A 17,327-nucleotide genomic window follows, 5' to 3' on the forward strand; every position below is an offset into this window, starting at 1 on the left:
TGGAGTCATATATAATTCTTAGACTACAAATTTCTGATTTTATTTTGACATTCCTCCCCAGGTTTTGTTCTTGATCCTTTTATTTTCTGAATTAAAATTTTTGTGTGCTAATGGCTTAAAACTGATATATAGGGGTCGAATGTGCTTTTCGTTTCTACAATGCACTTTTCAGGATTGTAATTATTATTGGTTATATTTGAAAAAAGGAAATGCTGAGGATGTTATATAAAATGGCATCTTGTATCAGAGAGATAGCATATTCAATGTTGTGCGACAGCTTTACCACGCTAAGGAGGAATTTATGCCGAAAATTGCGTTTTCTATACTTCAAAATATTTCGTATTTTTGAAGTATGAGCAATAAAATTCAAATAGAGCAAGATTTCATAGTTGATAAATTAACTGATTCGATTTTGAACACCATTTCAGGAGACAGTTTTCAAACTGAAGTTAGCAGAATGACAACTGTGGACTTGAAAAATGTAACTAAAAAAAATGGATGGAATTTTGATTGGAAATCAGAATTTAAAGATTTACAAAAAGAAGTTTACAAACTAACAATTGTAAATAACTCATCAATATTACAAGGTCTTTTGAGTATAACAATTGAACAAGATCATATTTATATGAATTTACTCGAAAGTTCTCCATTCAACATTGGAAAAGACAAACTTTACGAAGGTGTTGCGGGAAATTTAGTAGCTTATGCTTGCAAAGTTTCATTCCAAAAAGGCTTTGATGGTTTTGTAGCATTTACAGCAAAAACAAACTTAATTAAACATTACGAAGAAACTTTAGGAGCTTATCATTTTAAAAATCAAAGAATGATTATAGAAACTGAATCAGCCAAAAAGTTAGTAAAAAAATATTTTAAATCTTAAAGCTATGAACTTAATAAAAGAACCTAAAGGTGTAGATTTTATTATTCAAAGTCCTCCTTTGACAGAACAAGAGAGAAAAGAAATTAGTGATTTTATTGCAAGTAGAAAAACTAAAAAAAATGTTGCGAAAAGAATTCCTAAAGAAAAAATAACTGCTAAAAAATAAAGCCGATCGCACAACACTTGCTACAAGAGATTTGGGGATTTGGCTTAATTTAACCCCAAACCTCTTGTAGCAAGGGGATGTTAGCATTAATACTAAAAGAAGACGAATGCGAAAACCGACAACTGAAATAGTGATTATTATAATGCTTTGGATAAGTATAATAATTTCAATTATCAGAAACCCATCTTTTTGTCCTCAATTTATATTTGGAATTTTAAGTGCAATGACTGTTTCAACGGCTCTCCTACTTGAAAAAAAAGATTTAAGTCTAGGGATGCTAACATTCGCATTAATTCTCTCAGTCTTCAATGCGGTTAAATTCAGCGAAGCTTTTAGTTTATCGATGGGATTTGTACAACTGATTCCTTTAATATTATTAATAATATTGATTTTCATAAAGTTACGGGAATTAATAGATTTAAAGAAAAAATGGTTTGATGCTGAGTCAACTGAAGTTAGAAAAACACAAGAAAATAAAATTTCTTTTTTCAACGTGAATTTCAAAACCTTTCTTCAGAAGAATTAATTAAAAGAAGGAATAATGTTCAATTAGTGAATGAAGCCAAAATTGCCATTGATCAAATTTTGAATGAAAAAAATACGACAAAGAATACATAAGAAGTACTACTGGTAACCGCTACAACGGATTTGGTATTAGGTTTAATTTGAAATTGGTTTTGTATTGGGAAGATTAAGCAAATCGCTAGACCTTTTTTTACACGTTCTTTTTATAAGTTTATTTGCATATTTGCGTTATACCGTATTAATAGCAACTGGATGTATTAACTTTAAAATTAATAATTATGAAAAAGTTACAATTCAAAATAAGCATCAATGCTCCTAAAGCTAAGGTATATGATAGTATGCTTGGTATCAGCACTAAATCTGACTATGAGGAATGGACATCATTGTTTAACCCTACATCGGCCTATGAGGGAAGCTGGGACAAGGGAAGTAAAATTCTATTTACTGGAGTAGACAGCAAAGGACAAAAGGGAGGCATGGTTTCTAAAATTGCTGCAAACATTCCAAACCAGTTTGTATCGATTCAGCATTATGGTATTTTAAAAGAGGATCAGGAAGTGACAGAAGGACCAGAAGTTGAAAAATGGGCAAACGGATTTGAAAATTATACTTTCGAAGAAAACAATGGGGTAACAAATGTAACAGTAGACTTAGACGCTGCTGAAGATTTATTGGATTATATGAATCAGACATACCCGAAAGCACTCGACAAGCTGAAGGAAATTTGTGAGAGATAACAGCTGTTCCGCATTTTTAGTATCTTAAATAAGCATTTTTAATTTTATATTACCTCAAATTAATGAGAAGACTGGTAAAAAGTATCGTTCTATTTGTATTTTTTATATACAGCATCAGTAATGCGCAATCCATTTTAAACACGGAGAAATTTACCATTAACTGGCCAAAAGATGAGGGCTGGCATATAGCTGATCAGCAAGATGACATTGGGGGTATGCTAACCAGGATAATATTTTTAAAAGACAAAGAATTTATTGGAAATTCCAGCGAAAGCCTGGCAACTGATATATGCCGTGATTCTCTATATGTGCCATTAAGCAGGGTCGAAGCTTTCTATCCGCCGTTGAAATATGTTCCAACAGCAAAAAGAACAATAATTGAGCAGGACTACAAAGCGCAATATCCTTGGTTTATTCTTAAAATTTAACACCTGTCCGAATCTCAGATCTGGTACATAATACAGGGAGAAAATAAATTATTTTGTAATGTTTGGTCAGCACCGCAAAAAGAGATAACACCAGAATCTCAAGAAAAATGGGTCAAGGTCTTTAAATCTTCAAAAATAATATCGGAGTAATACAAATTATCTGTGAACTTTATAAAACAAAAACAGTCCAAAAATCATAAGATCTTTGGACTGTTTTTGTTTTATTCTTTTAATTAAATATCGTCAAAATCGATATCAGTAAAACTCGAGGTGCTTGGTACGCCTTCTTCGTCTGTTTTGTCTAAAGCATATTCTTTTTTGAAATCTTTCTGATGTCTTTCAGAGATTACCTCTTCGCCTTTGTGGTTTAAAACGTAAGAAGTCATGTCTTCTAAGATTTCCGAAAATGCAGTAAAATCTTCTTTGTACAAATAGATTTTATGTTTTTTAAAATGAAAAGAACCGTCTTCTTCTGTGAATTTTTTACTTTCGGTAATCGTAATATAATAATCATCAGCTTTGGTAGCTCTAACATCAAAGAAATAGGTTCTTCTTCCAGCTCTTAAAACTTTTGAGAATATTTCTTCTTTTTCTAACATATCATTTTCTCTCATAATCTTTTCGTCATTTTTTATTTAATAGCAATCAAAAATCATAAAAATATATGTATTATCCAACATTTAAAGCAATTCTTTTTCTGAAAGTTGCTTTAAATAAAGTGCAGCATAATACCCATTTTTGTTTATTAATTGATTATGAGAGCCTTGTTCGATTATCCTGCCTTCGTCAAGAATTATGATTTTATCGGCATTCTTGGCAGACGATACCCTGTGGCTTACAATTATGGTAGTTTTATCTTTGCATATTTCATAAAGATTGTTCAAAATGGCCTCTTCGGTCTCGGTATCAACTGCCGACAAGCAATCATCAAAGAGTAATATTGGCGGATTTTTTATAATGGCTCTGGCGATAGAAACACGCTGTTTCTGACCACCGGAAAGCGTAATGCCACGTTCGCCTAAAATCGTGTCATATCCGTTGTTAAAATTGATGATATTGTCATGAACTACAGCACTTTTTGCAGCCGATTCTACTTCCAGATCAGTAGCATCTTCTTTGCCGAATTTAATGTTGTTTTTAATCGTATCAGAAAATAAAAAGGCGTCCTGAGGAACAGCGCCGATGCTGTTTCTTAAATCGAATAAGTTGACTTGGCTGATTTCATTATTGTCAATCAGAATCTGTCCGTCAGTAACATCATAAAGCCTTGAAAGTAATGCTAAAATTGTCGATTTTCCCGAGCCTGTTTTTCCCAAAATAGCCAAAGTTTCTCCTTTATTTACTGTGAAAGTTACATTTTGCAGTGCTTTAATATTTGTGTCTTCATAAGTAAAACTTACATTGCTGAATGTAATATTCCCGTCTATTTTTGAAGCATTAGGATTTTGGTTTTGTATTTCGGGAACAATTTTCAAGAACTCATTGAGCCTTTTCTGCGAAGCTTCAGCTTCTTGAACCATTGATGAAACCCATCCCAATGAAGCAACGGGCCAAGTCAGCATGTTAACATATAGAATAAATTCTGCTATAGTTCCTATGCTTTTGATGGTGCCGTTTATGTACATTAAACCTCCAAAATAAATCACCACCAGGTTACTCACACCAATCAGCGCAATCATCAGTGGTCCAAACAGTGCCTGAACTTTTGCAAGACTCAAGCTTTTGCTTTTGCTTTCATTGGCCAGATCGGCAATGTTGTCCTGATGCTGATTTTCTAATGAATACGCTTTTATCACTCTGATTCCTGAAAAAACTTCCTGAGTATAACTCGATACTTTTGATAAATACTGCTGAAAAGTGGTAGATCTTTTGTTGATTTCTGAACTCAATTTAAAAATGCAATATGATAATATAGGCAACGGCAATATTGTGTATAAAGTTAATCTTGGCGAAACATTATACATGTACCCAATCACGATTGCAAAGCGGATAAAGGTGTTTATCGAATACATTACAGCCGGCCCAACATACATACGTACTTTTGAAACATCCTCACTGATCCTATTCATTAAATCACCAGTTCTGTTCTGTTTGTAGAAATTTTGAGAAAGCCTTTCATATTGATGGAAAACTTCATTTTTTAAGTCAAATTCAATATGGCGCGACATTACGATTAATGTCTGTCTCATCAAAAATGTCAAAAATCCTGCAACGATTGTAGTGGCAATAATTAATAAAATATTTGAAATCAGCTGCTGGCTGATTACGCTGGTGTCAGCTGTGCTGCTTTTGGCAAAGGCTTCTATTTCATTAAATGATTTGCTGATGAGTTTTGGAGTAAATAAAGAAAATATTTGTGCGATTATGGTGATAATTATACCAAGTAAAAAGCTGAATTTGTATTTGACGAAATATTTATTTAAATAACGTAATTCTTTCATATTATGAGGATTCGGTATATAATTGATTTTGCTGTTTATTTAATGTCTGAATTTTAACAATTATGTTAAAATAAATATTTTCAATTATTATTAATAAATATTTATTTCTAAGTAAATTTATTGATGTATATTTATTTTTTACGTATGTTTGAAGTGTCTTTTTGATAAATTCGTATTTTTTAACTAATAAAAATAGTATTATGGATGCTACAGTTACAACTGGTAAAGATCTTCAAAAAATGGATCCTGTTTTTGGACAATTGTCTTTCAATGGTCATGAGCAAATTGTTTTCTGCAATGACAAAGATACAGGATTAAAAGCAATTATAGGTATTCATAATTCGGTTATGGGACCGGCTTTGGGAGGTACACGGATGTTCAATTATGCTAATGAATGGGAAGCTTTGAATGATGTTCTGCGTCTTTCTAGGGGAATGACTTATAAGGCCGCTATTACAGGATTAAATATTGGCGGTGGAAAAGCAGTAATCATTGGTGATGCCAAAACCCAAAAGACACCAGAACTCATGAGGAAATTTGGTGAGTTTGTACATTCACTTAGCGGAAGATATATTACAGCTGAAGATGTTGGAATGGAAACTGCCGACATGGATATTGTAAGGGATGTAACTCCTTATGTAACCGGTATTTCTGAAGAAAGAGGAGGAGCTGGAAATCCATCACCTGTTACGGCTTTTGGAGTATACATGGGGATGAAAGCAGCTGCCAAACAGCAGTTTGGTTCCGAAAAATTAGAAGGAAAAAAAGTATTGGTTCAAGGAATTGGGCACGTAGGAGAAACTTTGGTTGAATATTTGACAAAAGAAGGAGCGCAGGTTTTTATTTCTGATATCAATGAAGAAAAATTATATCAGGTGGCTGCTAAATATAATGCACAGGTTTTTACGGGAGACGATTTGTACAGTGCCGATGTCGATATTTATGCACCTTGCGCAATGGGGGCAACAATCAATGACAATACAGTAAATAAAATAAAAGCAAAAGTGATTGCCGGTGCGGCTAATAACCAATTGGCAAACGAGAATACACATGGATTGATTCTGCAGGAAAGAGGTATTCTTTATGCTCCGGATTTCCTGATTAATGCAGGCGGTATTATCAATGTTTATGCAGAAATTGAACATTATGATAAAGCTGAAATCATGCGCAGAACAGAAAACATTTACAATACAACATTGGAAATTTTCGATTACGCTGCTGCAAATAGTATCACGACTCATCAGGCAGCTTTGACTATTGCTCAAAACCGTATTGATTTAAGAAAAATAGAAAACGCAAAATAGTTTGGGGGTTAGTTTGTAATTCTTTTTGAAATCAGTTCTAGAATATTTTTTGGATATTCTGGAGCTGATTTTTTTTATATGATTTTTGAGTGTAATTAATTATGAAAATCAAATAGTGCCGTTTAGCCCCGATAGCAGTAAAAATCCTTGTTGCCCGGGGTTCGGGCAGCAAGATTGCAACGGATAGCGGGAGCAGTGTTTCCTGAAATGTACTACTGTTTCTGCTCCTAAAAAATGAGATTATATTTACGTAGAATGACAGCTGTTTTGAGGACTTAAATTAAACGGTTATAAATTTTCATTTAAGAGAGGAAAGTATTAATTTTGCAGACTTAATTTTAAAAGTTCTTACAAGGTGGTAAACAGAAGACACATCCGCGTTAAAGTCATGCAATCCATTTATGCAATGCATCAAAATGGTTCTGATAATTTAGAAAAAGAGGAGAAATTCCTTATGCATAGTATTGACGCTATTCAAGATTTATACCTTATTATGCTTTCTTCACTGATAGAAATCTGTAAAAAAGAAACTGTTTTTTTGCATCTGTCAAGCCAGAAACATTTGGCTACCAAAGAAGAGCGCAATCCAAATGAAAAATTCATTAAAAACAGTATTTTTCAAATTCTTGCCGAGAATAATTCCTTAAGTATTGCTTTAGAAAACCGCTCGATAAATAATTGGACACTAAATGACGATTATATTATTCTGCTGCTTAATGCTATCAAGGAAAGCGAATTGTATGCCAAATACATGAGCAATCGAGTGAATACTTTTGAGGAAGACAAAGAATTTATTGTTTCGATTTTTTCGGAAGTTATAGTTCCCAATGAAAAACTATATGATTATCTTGAGGATGATAAATTAACCTGGATTGATGATATTCCATTGGTGAACACTCATATTGTTAAACAGCTGAAGGCAATCACGCAAGGTGAGGATGATAATTTTAGAGTTCCAAAATTATACAAAGACAACGAGGATAAGGCTTATGTAAAAGATCTGTTCAGAAAAACAGTTTTGAACGAAACCGAATTAGCTAAAGAATATATTGATAAAACACCAAACTGGGACAGTGAGCGTATTGCTGAAATTGATACTATTATCCTGAAAATGGCAATCTGCGAGTTCTTGAAATTTCCTTCGATTCCAGTAAAAGTAACTTTGAATGAGTATCTGGAATTAGCCAAAGAATACTCTACTCCCAAAAGCAGTATTTTCATCAACGGGATTTTGGATAATCTGGTTAAAGAGCTTGAAGATAAGAAAAGAATTGTAAAAATTGGAAGAGGCTTAATGTAAAACAAACTCCAAAAAACAAATTCCAAAAAAACAAAAACAATAAAATTCAATTAACAAATATTAAAAATTAAATTATGGGACAAATACAACAGTTTTTGCCATTTCTATTGATGTTCGTAGTTATTTACTTCTTTATGATTCGTCCACAGCAAAAAAGAGCGAAAAATGAAAAAGAATTTGAAAACGGCTTAAAAGTTGGCGATAAAATAATCACTAAAAGCGGTATTCACGGTAAAATTGCAGAGCTTGCTGATGCGACAGTTATTATTGAGACAATGGCTGGAAAATTAAAAATGGAGCGTTCTTCAATTTCTTTGGAACTGACTGCAACTTTGTCTAAAAAGGCTTAGTTTTCGTTTAAATAAAAAAATCCCAAATTCCGGTTTAAAAAATAACTGGAATTTGGGATTTTTTATTGGTTAAGGAGTTATTTTTTCTTTCCTTTTTTTGACTTTTTTGCTTTTGCTTTCGCTTTTTTTTCTTTGAGTTTGGCTTTGAGTTTTGCTTTTTTAGCTTTTTCTTTTTTGGCTTTCTTAGCTTTTTTTGCTTTCTTCTTGGCTTTCTCTTTCGCTTTTGCTTTTTTCTCTTTTTCTTTTTCTTTTTCTTTCATTTTTGATTTGTCTTTTTTCTTCTTTTTATCTTTTTTATCTTCTTGAGCAGCTAGTGTTTCAGTTTTAATTTCTTCAATAGTAGTTTCTTTAACAACTGCGGCAGGTGGTGCAGCAGTTTTTGCGTCACTTGAACCTGGTGTCTTTCTGGTAACAGTGGATCTTGAAGCCGCTGGTTTTACCGGGGCAGGCTTTACAGTAACCGGTTTAACGGCAGCTGTTCTGACAGTGGCCGGTTTAGCTGCTGCTGGTTTAGCTGCAGCAGTTCTGACTGTTCTTGGCTTTGGTGCCGGTTTGGAAACAGCCGCCTTTGGAACTTCTTTATTTTCGTTTATTGGTGATTCTGGAAGTATCACTTTTTCAGGAGTGGGCTGTTCTTCTTTTTTTTCTATCATAATTAGTAATTTTAGGAATTATTTAATTTTTATTGATGCTGCATTGGGAAGTTTTTTCTGAAAAATATTTCAGTGTTACCAAATTGTTTTCGGTATATTAACAAATATAGTGAATATTTTTAATGCTCCAATGTTAAGGTTTTACTGATTTTTAAAGGATTACCGTGTTGTATAGCAATGAAATGGTAATGTTTTTAACAAAAAAAATCCCAAATTCCATTAGTGTGGAACTTGAGATTTGAAATATGAGAATTTATAAATTGGATTTTAAAATTTCTTTACCTGTATTTGTCATTCAGGCCAATATTGTCTAAAATCATCGGCTTTATTTTTTCAATTCTAGAGCGTTTGGTTTCTTCCCGTTTGGCAGTTTCAATATATTCGATGAATTCCTTCTGTTTGTAAGGACTGAAATTTAGAAATGCATCCTTCAATTGGATATTATCATTGAGTTCTTTTTGCAGGATATCAGGGATTACGGCTGTTTCTGCTGTTTTTTTAGGTTTGATGATTTTGCCTTCTTTTTCGTTTTGAATAGCTTCTAGGATATAAGCCAGAATCTCATCTTCAAGGATTTCTTCTTTGGATGTAAACCGCCATTGACGCAGTGATTTAGTAATTCCTTCATTTGCATTAACCAGACGTTTTTTCTCGTCTTTGAGATAAGTACCGTTAAAAAACCAAAGCGTGAAGAATTTTTTAAATCCTCCTACACCAACAATGTTTTTGTTATCGAGTACATACACACAGCCTCCCCATTTATTGGTTTCAGTCAATTCTGTTTTGGCTATAATTGCTTTCAAAATATCCAATTCATTTCCCCAATGGTTAATCATGTCCATATCAGAGCCGATTAAGTTTTACTTTTTTAAATAATCGCCTTTGGCAGTCAATTCGGCAATTCGAACAATTACTTCTACCGCTTTTTGCATGCTTTCTACGGGAACATATTCATATTTGCCATGAAAATTATGACCACCGGCAAATATGTTAGGGCAGGGAAGTCCTTTGTATGATAACTGAGATCCGTCAGTTCCTCCCCGTATAGGTTTTATGATTGGTTTAATGCCGAGTTCTTTCATCGCTTTTTCGGCAATGTTTACAATATGTTTTACAGGAATGACCTTTTCTTTCATATTGTAGTATTGATCGTTTACTTCGGCAATAACAATGTCTTCTCCAAATTGCCTGGCGAACTTTTTGTTGAATTTTTTGGTTATTTTATGAATGAGTTCTTTTCGTTTTTCAAATTTTAATTTGTTATGATCGCGGATAATCAGCTCCAGAACAGTTTCTTCAATACTTCCAGACAAGTGATGTACGTGAAAAAATCCTTCATATCCTTTCGTTTTCTGAGGGGTTTCATCTTCTGGTAATTCATTGATAAAATCATTGGCAATAAGCATGGAATTAATCATTTTTCCTTTGGCATAACCTGGATGAACGCTTTTTCCCTTAAAGGTAATTTTAGCTCCTGCCGCATTGAAATTTTCATATTCTAATTCGCCTATCTGGCTGCCGTCCATGGTATATGCCCATTCTGCTCCGAACTTTTCAACGTCAAAATGATGAGCTCCACGGCCGATTTCCTCATCAGGAGTAAATCCAATCCTGATTTTTCCGTGTTTGATATCTGGATTGTTAATCAAGAACTCCATTGCAGTTACAATCTCAGTAATACCTGCTTTGTCATCTGCTCCCAATAAGGTTGTTCCGTCTGTTGTAATTAATGTCTGTCCTTTGTACTGCAGTAAATCTTTGAAATAAGATGGGGATAAAATGATATTTTTTTCAGCGTTTAAAATAATGTCTTTACCATCATAATTAGAAATAATCTGCGGTTTTATATTCGCACCAGAAAAGTCAGGAGAAGTGTCAAAATGTGAAATAAATCCAATTGCAGGAACTTCATGATCGACATTGCTTGGCAGAGTAGCCATGATATACGCTTTGTCGTCTATGGTAACATCTTCCAGTCCGATGTTTTTTAATTCGTCAGCTAATTTATTGGCTAAATTCCATTGTTTAGCAGTACTGGGTGTTGTATTGGAGCTTGCATCAGATTCGGTGTCAATAGTGACATAGCCTACAAAACGGTCAATTATATGTTGCATGGTATTTATTTTTTGGTAAAGATAGGGATTTTTGAAAAAGAGAAAATTTTGGTGTGTGTTAATGCTTGAAAATAGAAAAATCCGTTTTTCAACGGATTTTCAGTTTTTAAATTGGTTAGATTTAAATTGGGTTAGGTTTTTATTGTGGGGTATTGGGTAACTATTTTTTTGCTGCATTCTCAGCTTCAATTTTAGCTTGAGCTGCTGCCGCTTTATCAGCTTCAGCTTGGGCTTTAGCAATTTGTTCTTCTAATTGAGTAGATTTTTGTAATGCTAATTTGGCTGATGCGGCTAATTTTTGATCAGCTTCTTCTTTTTCCTTTTTGAGTTTTTCAACATCTTTAGCAAATTTTTCTTTTGCTTCTTTCGCGTTATCTACTTCTTTTTTATAAGCAGCTATTTTTTCTTTAGAGATTTTTTCTGCTTCTTCAGCGGCTTTTTTGTCAGCTTCAGCTTGAGTTTTTGCAGCAATTGCGGCTTCTTTTGCTGCTTTGTTTGCGGCATCTTTGGCGGCTTCTGCGGCCTTTTTGTCAGCTTCTGCCTGAGCCTTATCTGCTATTGCTTTATTTTTGGATGCCTTTTCTGCGGCTTCTTTTGCTTCTGCAGCTGCTTTTGCTTCTGCTGCTTTTGCTAGAGTTGCGGCTTTATCTGCTGCTTTTTGAGCATCGTCTGCTGCTTTTTTGTCAGCTTCCTGTTTGATTTTGGCAGCTTTTTTTTCAGCCTCTTGTTTTGCTAAATATGCTTTTTCCTGTTCTTTTAATTCTTGGATCTGTTTTTTAAAATCTACTGGTGCAGCTGCTGCAGTATTATCAGTTTTAATCGTGGAAGCTGTTTCTGAACTCGCTGTTTCGTTTTTTGTTTCTTGGGAGTAGAACGTTTTTGTAAACAAAAGAAATACAATAATCAATGATTGTTTTAGATTCATAACTTAGCGGTATTTGGTTGATTTTGGATTGTTTAGGTGTAACAAATATAACTTTTTTTTTAAATTTTTGTTTTTTTATGATAAAAATATTTTAATTTTTTGTTAAAGTTGGTTTTAAATTTCTTTTTTAAATAAATTAAGTTATAACTCTTACTTTTGTTTATAAATTAAATACTATATTATTATAGATAGAATATTAATAGTCCGCGTGTTATGGATATGTATTCGGTTGATATAAAAACAAAAAATCTGCCTATTACAGCAGATTTTCTTTAGAAATAGGGGTTGAACCTCTTATTCTTTTTTATTGGTCATTTTGCTTTTATCTGCATCCATCAGTTCCATAAGTTTCAGCCCCAAAAGCCCGCTCATGGATCCATCTGTTCCATTGCTTCCAGAAATCAGGACATCAGGAATGACTTTGATTTTTCCTTTTCCAATTTCTTCAGTGATTTTGTATTTGGTAAAATTGTCATCGCCCATCGCAGAAACCTGAAGCTGATAAGCCTCAGCGGTAGATTTACCAATTGCCATGATTTTTTCGGCTTCTGCTAAACCTGTTTTAGAAATTCTTTCTGCTTCGGCACTAGCAGTAAGCTTGGTAGCTTCAGCTTGTGCGCCGGCTCTTGCTTTTGTTGCTTCAGCTTCAGCATTGGCTCTCATTTTGGTAGCTTCTGCTTCAGCATTTACATTAAGTTTTAAGCTTGTAGCATCTCCTTCGGCTTTTTTTACGGTGGCATCGGCTGTGCGTTGTGCAATTTCAACACTTTGCGAAGCTTTTACAATTTCTTTCTGCATATCTGCAATGGCAGTTTCCTTCTCGACTCCTTGGCGCTGTTCTTGTGCCATTTTCTGTGTCTGATAGGTTTTCTGTTCTTCTTCGGCAATTTTTCTGTCTGTTAAGGTTTTCATTAATGACTCAGGCGGAACGATATCTCCTATTAAGGTATCTACAGCATTCACATTATATTCATCCAAAACTACTTTGATGTGATTTTTAGCAGATTCCTGGCGTTCTTTTCTTGTCGAAAGAAATGAAATTACATCACTTTCCTGAGCGGAGTTTCTGAAATAATTACCTATAGTAGGCTCCAAAACTTGAGAAACCAGATTATTCATGCTGCCAAAGCGGGCAATAACTTTTGGTGCTTCATTGGCTGGTACATGAATGATTTGCGAAACATCTAGATTGAAAGGAAAACCATCTTTGGAACGAACTGTTATTGTAGAAAGATTTTGATCTAAGTTATGGGATTCACTTCTTGCATCTGCCCAGTTCAAGACTAAGTTGGTTGTAGGAACAGCTTCTAGTTTGGTAGTGTATTTGTTAAGGGCATATTTTCCTGGGCCAAAGGGTTCCATCCATACGCCACGCTGTCCTTTGGAAACAATATTTCCATGTTTGAAAGTGTCGCCTGTTACATCTTGTCCGTCTTCACCAATGTAGGAAATGACAACACCAACATAACCAATAGGCACGTCTGTCATTGGGGTTTGCTCAATCTGGACAGCCCATGGGTTGATATAATAAGAACCAGCAAGCATGACTTGAGGCTGCAGTCCGCGGTTTCCTCCATTTTTCAGGAACTGATCAATGTCTTGAAAATTATTATGACCTTCAACAAATTTACCAGCTATTTGTCCTATTGGTATAGGTTCTCCGTCCATTGCAGTAACAATTCCAACCATGTTTTCAGAAATAACAACTTGCGGAGAAATAATAACTTCGAATAAATGGGTGTTAATACGATAAGATCCTGTCGTTACAAAGGCAGATTGTCTTCCTTTTTGACCACCATTATCGAGAAACATAGTAGCATCCTGAAAATTATCTGAATTTACCTTTTGTGCAAGGATGCGCCCAGTCGGGATTTCAGCACCGTCCTTACTTAATAATAACCCGATATTTCCTTCGGGGATAATCGTAAAGGAAGCCATGTCGATAGAAAATTGCCAAGGCCACATAGCCCAATACAATCCTGGAGCTAGTGTTTTGGCCTGGTATCCAGCTTCGCCTTTGGTGGCAATTATTCTGCCATCGGGTAATGATTTCTCAGAACCGAAGAGAACGAATTTTTTGGTTACCAGACCAATTTTGTTTTCTGGAACAATGACCATTCCAAAAAAAACACGTAAAACAAATTTGTAAAAAAGAAGGGATAGAACAATTAAGAATATCCACCAGTAAGTAAAGATTAATTCCATAATAATAATGAGGGTTTAGATTATAAATATAATTTTTTTTAAGTTTAGTTGTAATTTTTTTTGTTAGAATTTTCTTTTTTTATTGCGTTTTTTTCGATGATTAGAGTGTTGTTTTTATTTATTGTTACATTAGATTTATTAACTAATTTGCGTTCTATTTAAAAACAATCTATGGCATTATTTCATCGATTTAATAATAAAGCAAAAACACTGATTAATACTGGTTTTGGCAGCAGTGCATTTAATACTGGCGGGCGGTTTATTAATAAAGACGGATCTGTAAATGCAACAAAAAAAGGCATTGGAATCCTGGACCGTATCAGCTGGTATCATACCATGCTGGATATGCCTTCGTGGAAGTTTCTTTTTGTCCTGCTGCTGTTTTATATTTCTATAAATTTTGTATTTGCCATTCTTTATTTTGGAATTGGAATCGAACATCTTAACGGAATTGACACTGCCGATGATAAATGGATGCAGTTTGGACAAGCTTATTTTTTCAGCGCCCAGACATTTACAACTGTTGGATATGGCCATGTCAGCCCGACAGGGTTTTACACGAGTGCCTTGTCATCTGCTGAAGCATTAATGGGATTACTCAGTTTTGCAATTGCTACAGGTTTGTTTTTCGGACGTTTTAGCAAGCCTGCTATTTATTTGAAATTTTCTGATAACGCTATCATTGCTCCTTTTAATAATGGAAAGGCACTGATGTTTAGGTTAGCTCCTTATAAAAATACAAATTACATTGATGCCGAAGTAAATGTAACTCTTGGAATGCAAATAGAGGAGGATGGCGTAATGGTTAATAAATTTTTTACACTGGATCTGGAGTATCACAAAATAAATTCGCTTGCATTGTCCTGGACGTTAGTACATCCTATAACCAGTGAGAGTCCTTTGGATGGTTTTATGCAGGCGGACTTTGAAGCGGTTTCGGGTGAGATTATAGTCATTATAAAAACTTTTGACGATATGTTCAGTACCACTGTGGCGACCCGGACGTCTTACACCTTTGACGAAGTGGTGTATGGTGCTAAATTTAAGCCCATGTATACCAAAAGCGATGATAACCAAAGTACAGTTCTTGATATGGGATTGCTGAATGCTTTTTATCCTATTGCCGTAGATTAGAAAGAAGTTGTTCTTTTAAAACAAGCATGCCTTTGGAGGCTATTTCTGGAATTATTTCGAGAGAGTTTCTAAGATTAGGAATTTTTATAGGTTTAGGGTCGATATAATAGATAGGTGTTGTTTTTGGGGTATAGTTAATCAGGCCCGCAGCAGGATACACCTGAAGCGAAGTTCCAATAACCGCAAAATAATCGGCCTGCTCTGTTAAGTCAATTGCTTCTTCCAATGCTGGGACTTGTTCTCCAAACCAGACAATATGCGGACGTAGCTGATGACCCTGATGATCATTATCTCCTATATTCAAATCATCATGCCAGTCTAATATGAGATTTTCATTTTTGGTACTTCGTACTTTTAGCAGCTCACCATGCAAATGCGTCACTTTGGTGCTTCCGGCTCTTTCGTGTAAATCATCTACATTTTGAGTGATGATGTAAACATCAAAATAAGTTTCAAGTTCAGCCAAAATATGATGGCCTAGATTGGGTTTTACTTCTTTTAGCTGCTTTCGTCTCTGATTATAGAAGTCAAGTACCAAAGCTTGGTTTTTATGCCAGCCTTCGGGAGTGGCTACATCCATTACATTATGGCCTTCCCACAATCCATCGCTGTCACGAAATGTTTTGATACCGCTTTCGGCACTGATTCCAGCTCCTGTAAGTACTATTAATTTCTTTCTCATTTTCTTTTAGTTTACTTGAGATAATGAGCCACAAATTACACAATTTTCTATAAATTTTATACTGAAAGATTGATGAAAATTGAGGTAAAGTTTTAACGAAAAGGTTAGTAAAGAGTTACGTTAAGTCTGCAAAGCTTTGTGTGCCTTGAGCCTGCTTTGTAGATCTTGCAGTTAAATATGAATTTTATTTCAAGTTTAGTATTTTTGTCAAAAAAAAGAATAATGATTGATTTGGATTACCTGAATTATCTTGAAGGTTTTTTGACTAATAACAGAAAAGAGAATTTTTTGAAAGTATTAAAAAACAGAACAAAACATTTTACAATCGCGGTTGAAGATGTTTTTCAGATGCATAATGCGAGTGCGGTGATGCGTAGCTGTGAGGTTTTTGGAATACAGGAATTGCATGTTATAGAGGAGCGTTTTGGCAAAAGAATGGATAAGCAGATTGCGATGGGAGCTCAAAAGTGGGTTGATATTTCGGCTTATGACAGTGCTGTCAGCTGCATTGATATGTTAAAAAATAAAGGATATCAGATCATTGCAACAACACCACATACAAATGACTGTCTGCTGGAGGATTTTGATATTTCGAAACCGAGTGCTTTGTTTTTTGGAACTGAAAAAGAAGGTTTGTCTGAAGAGATTATGCAGAAAGCAGACGGCTTTGTTAAAATTCCGATGGTGGGTTTTACGGAGAGTCTGAACATCTCGGTTTCGGCAGCAATTATTATTCAGAATCTGACGAACCGATTGCGTAATTCTGATATTAATTGGCAATTGACAGAAGATGAGATTTTAGAGAAACGATTGGATTGGGCAAAGAAATCTATTAAGGATATCAGACGGATTGAAGAGAGATATTATGGCAGTAATCTTTGATTGGATAAGATATAACAGATTATAGATTGCTGTATTCACATTCCTGCTAAAAAACCTGAACCCGATTAATATATATCACACCTATGGAGCTTGGATTACACAACTGTTTTTATGCTCCTGCTGCGCTTGAATATTGTCAAAAACAAACTGAGGTGAGTCACAGAAGTGGCAAAATATTTATGCAAATCAACAAGTGGCCAAGATTCCTATAGTTCCATAGAAGCGAAATGTTTTAATGACAATTAATAATAGAGTCCAGGTTAAAAGATTTTTTTATTGCACAATAATCTTTTGTTTGTCCGAGTGAGGGATAGGAGCCAATGTCATTAAGTTAAGCTTTATTTCACTCTCGCAAAGACGCAGAGGCGCAAAGTTAAAATCGGATTCCTTTGCGTCTTAGCGTCTCTGCGAGAATTATATTTAGACAAACTTTAATAAGAAATCCTTAACTTAATGACATTGGGATAAGAGCTGGCTACCGAAGTAGCGCGGATAGCCCGACAGCATAAAGAAAAGGAGCCGACTTACCGTTACGATGAGTTGGCTTCTTTTTTTTATGGTGGCACTCCCAGATAATGCTGGTATATGCTGAAATTTAAAT

General features: G+C 34.6%; 18 protein-coding genes. 10 read left to right on the forward strand and 8 right to left on the reverse strand.

The features are described 5' to 3' along the window. The first annotated feature begins 352 nt into the window (after positions 1 to 352). The 5 genes from ABEG11_RS16830 (at position 353) to ABEG11_RS16850 (ending at position 2,736) form a co-directional block, all read left to right on the forward strand. The gene (locus ABEG11_RS16830; RefSeq protein WP_348825345.1) at positions 353 to 880 is read left to right on the forward strand and encodes a hypothetical protein; all 528 of its coding nucleotides are present in this window, start codon (positions 353 to 355) and stop codon (positions 878 to 880) included. Between the two features lie 4 nt (positions 881 to 884). Beyond that, entirely contained in the window at positions 885 to 1,046 is a 162-nt protein-coding gene (locus tag ABEG11_RS16835; protein WP_348825346.1) for a hypothetical protein, read from the forward strand. A 106-nt stretch (positions 1,047 to 1,152) separates the two neighbouring features. Next, entirely contained in the window at positions 1,153 to 1,572 is a 420-nt protein-coding gene (locus tag ABEG11_RS16840) for a hypothetical protein (protein ID WP_348825347.1), read from the forward strand. A gap of 277 nt (positions 1,573 to 1,849) precedes the next feature. After that, positions 1,850 to 2,308 (forward strand): SRPBCC family protein, encoded by a 459-nt coding sequence (locus tag ABEG11_RS16845; protein ID WP_348825348.1) that lies wholly within the window; start codon positions 1,850 to 1,852, stop codon positions 2,306 to 2,308. A gap of 62 nt (positions 2,309 to 2,370) precedes the next feature. Then, complete coding sequence (locus ABEG11_RS16850) at positions 2,371 to 2,736, forward strand: hypothetical protein (RefSeq protein WP_348825349.1); 366 nt, start codon at positions 2,371 to 2,373, stop codon at positions 2,734 to 2,736. A gap of 233 nt (positions 2,737 to 2,969) precedes the next feature. On the opposite strand, the gene ABEG11_RS16855 is transcribed toward ABEG11_RS16850, so the two are convergent. Together ABEG11_RS16855 and ABEG11_RS16860 are read right to left on the reverse strand one after the other, a co-directional pair. Further along, on the reverse strand, positions 2,970 to 3,350 hold the full coding sequence (locus ABEG11_RS16855; protein WP_348825350.1) for a PUR family DNA/RNA-binding protein: 381 nt from the start codon (positions 3,348 to 3,350) through the stop codon (positions 2,970 to 2,972). A gap of 66 nt (positions 3,351 to 3,416) precedes the next feature. After that, a complete protein-coding gene (locus ABEG11_RS16860) occupies positions 3,417 to 5,177 on the reverse strand; it encodes an ABC transporter ATP-binding protein (protein ID WP_348825351.1) in 1,761 nt (586 codons plus the stop codon). A gap of 200 nt (positions 5,178 to 5,377) precedes the next feature. Between ABEG11_RS16860 and ABEG11_RS16865 the strand changes: the two genes are divergently transcribed. The 3 genes from ABEG11_RS16865 to yajC all read left to right on the forward strand — a co-directional run bounded on the left by ABEG11_RS16865 (position 5,378) and on the right by yajC (position 8,131). After that, a complete protein-coding gene (locus ABEG11_RS16865; protein ID WP_348825352.1) occupies positions 5,378 to 6,481 on the forward strand; it encodes a Glu/Leu/Phe/Val family dehydrogenase in 1,104 nt (367 codons plus the stop codon). 388 nt (positions 6,482 to 6,869) lie between these two features. Next, positions 6,870 to 7,781, forward strand: coding sequence for a transcription antitermination factor NusB (gene nusB, locus ABEG11_RS16870; RefSeq protein WP_348825403.1), 912 nt, complete (start codon positions 6,870 to 6,872; stop codon positions 7,779 to 7,781). Positions 7,782 to 7,855: 74 nt separating this feature from the next. Further along, entirely contained in the window at positions 7,856 to 8,131 is a 276-nt protein-coding gene (gene yajC / locus ABEG11_RS16875; protein WP_348825353.1) for a preprotein translocase subunit YajC, read from the forward strand. 77 nt (positions 8,132 to 8,208) lie between these two features. On the opposite strand, the gene ABEG11_RS16880 is transcribed toward yajC, so the two are convergent. From ABEG11_RS16880 to ABEG11_RS16900, 5 genes are all read right to left on the reverse strand, one after another. Beyond that, positions 8,209 to 8,784, reverse strand: a complete 576-nt coding sequence (locus ABEG11_RS16880; protein ID WP_348825354.1) for a hypothetical protein — start codon at positions 8,782 to 8,784, stop codon at positions 8,209 to 8,211. 278 nt (positions 8,785 to 9,062) lie between these two features. Continuing rightward, entirely contained in the window at positions 9,063 to 9,626 is a 564-nt protein-coding gene (locus ABEG11_RS16885; RefSeq protein WP_348825355.1) for a YdeI/OmpD-associated family protein, read from the reverse strand. A gap of 18 nt (positions 9,627 to 9,644) precedes the next feature. After that, on the reverse strand, positions 9,645 to 10,898 hold the full coding sequence (gene pepT, locus ABEG11_RS16890; RefSeq protein ID WP_348825356.1) for a peptidase T: 1,254 nt from the start codon (positions 10,896 to 10,898) through the stop codon (positions 9,645 to 9,647). Positions 10,899 to 11,058: 160 nt separating this feature from the next. After that, the gene (locus tag ABEG11_RS16895; RefSeq protein WP_348825357.1) at positions 11,059 to 11,805 is read right to left on the reverse strand and encodes a hypothetical protein; all 747 of its coding nucleotides are present in this window, start codon (positions 11,803 to 11,805) and stop codon (positions 11,059 to 11,061) included. A 312-nt stretch (positions 11,806 to 12,117) separates the two neighbouring features. Continuing rightward, positions 12,118 to 14,028 (reverse strand): SPFH domain-containing protein, encoded by a 1,911-nt coding sequence (locus ABEG11_RS16900; protein ID WP_348825358.1) that lies wholly within the window; start codon positions 14,026 to 14,028, stop codon positions 12,118 to 12,120. 171 nt (positions 14,029 to 14,199) lie between these two features. Here ABEG11_RS16900 and ABEG11_RS16905 point away from each other — a divergent pair, with 171 nt between their 5' ends. Next, positions 14,200 to 15,162: an ion channel gene (locus ABEG11_RS16905; RefSeq protein WP_348825359.1), complete on the forward strand. Its 963-nt coding sequence runs from the start codon at positions 14,200 to 14,202 to the stop codon at positions 15,160 to 15,162. Here ABEG11_RS16905 and ABEG11_RS16910 read toward each other — a convergent pair. Continuing rightward, on the reverse strand, positions 15,146 to 15,844 hold the full coding sequence (locus tag ABEG11_RS16910) for an SIR2 family NAD-dependent protein deacylase (protein ID WP_348825360.1): 699 nt from the start codon (positions 15,842 to 15,844) through the stop codon (positions 15,146 to 15,148). The two genes, ABEG11_RS16905 and ABEG11_RS16910, sit on opposite strands and share 17 nt — an antisense overlap. 222 nt (positions 15,845 to 16,066) lie before the next feature. Between ABEG11_RS16910 and ABEG11_RS16915 the strand changes: the two genes are divergently transcribed. Beyond that, positions 16,067 to 16,726, forward strand: a complete 660-nt coding sequence (locus ABEG11_RS16915) for a TrmH family RNA methyltransferase (protein WP_348825361.1) — start codon at positions 16,067 to 16,069, stop codon at positions 16,724 to 16,726. Positions 16,727 to 17,327 lie beyond the last annotated feature (601 nt).

This window comes from Flavobacterium aestuarii (assembly GCF_040049115.1).
GTDB classification, from domain to species: Bacteria; Bacteroidota; Bacteroidia; order Flavobacteriales; family Flavobacteriaceae; genus Flavobacterium; species Flavobacterium aestuarii.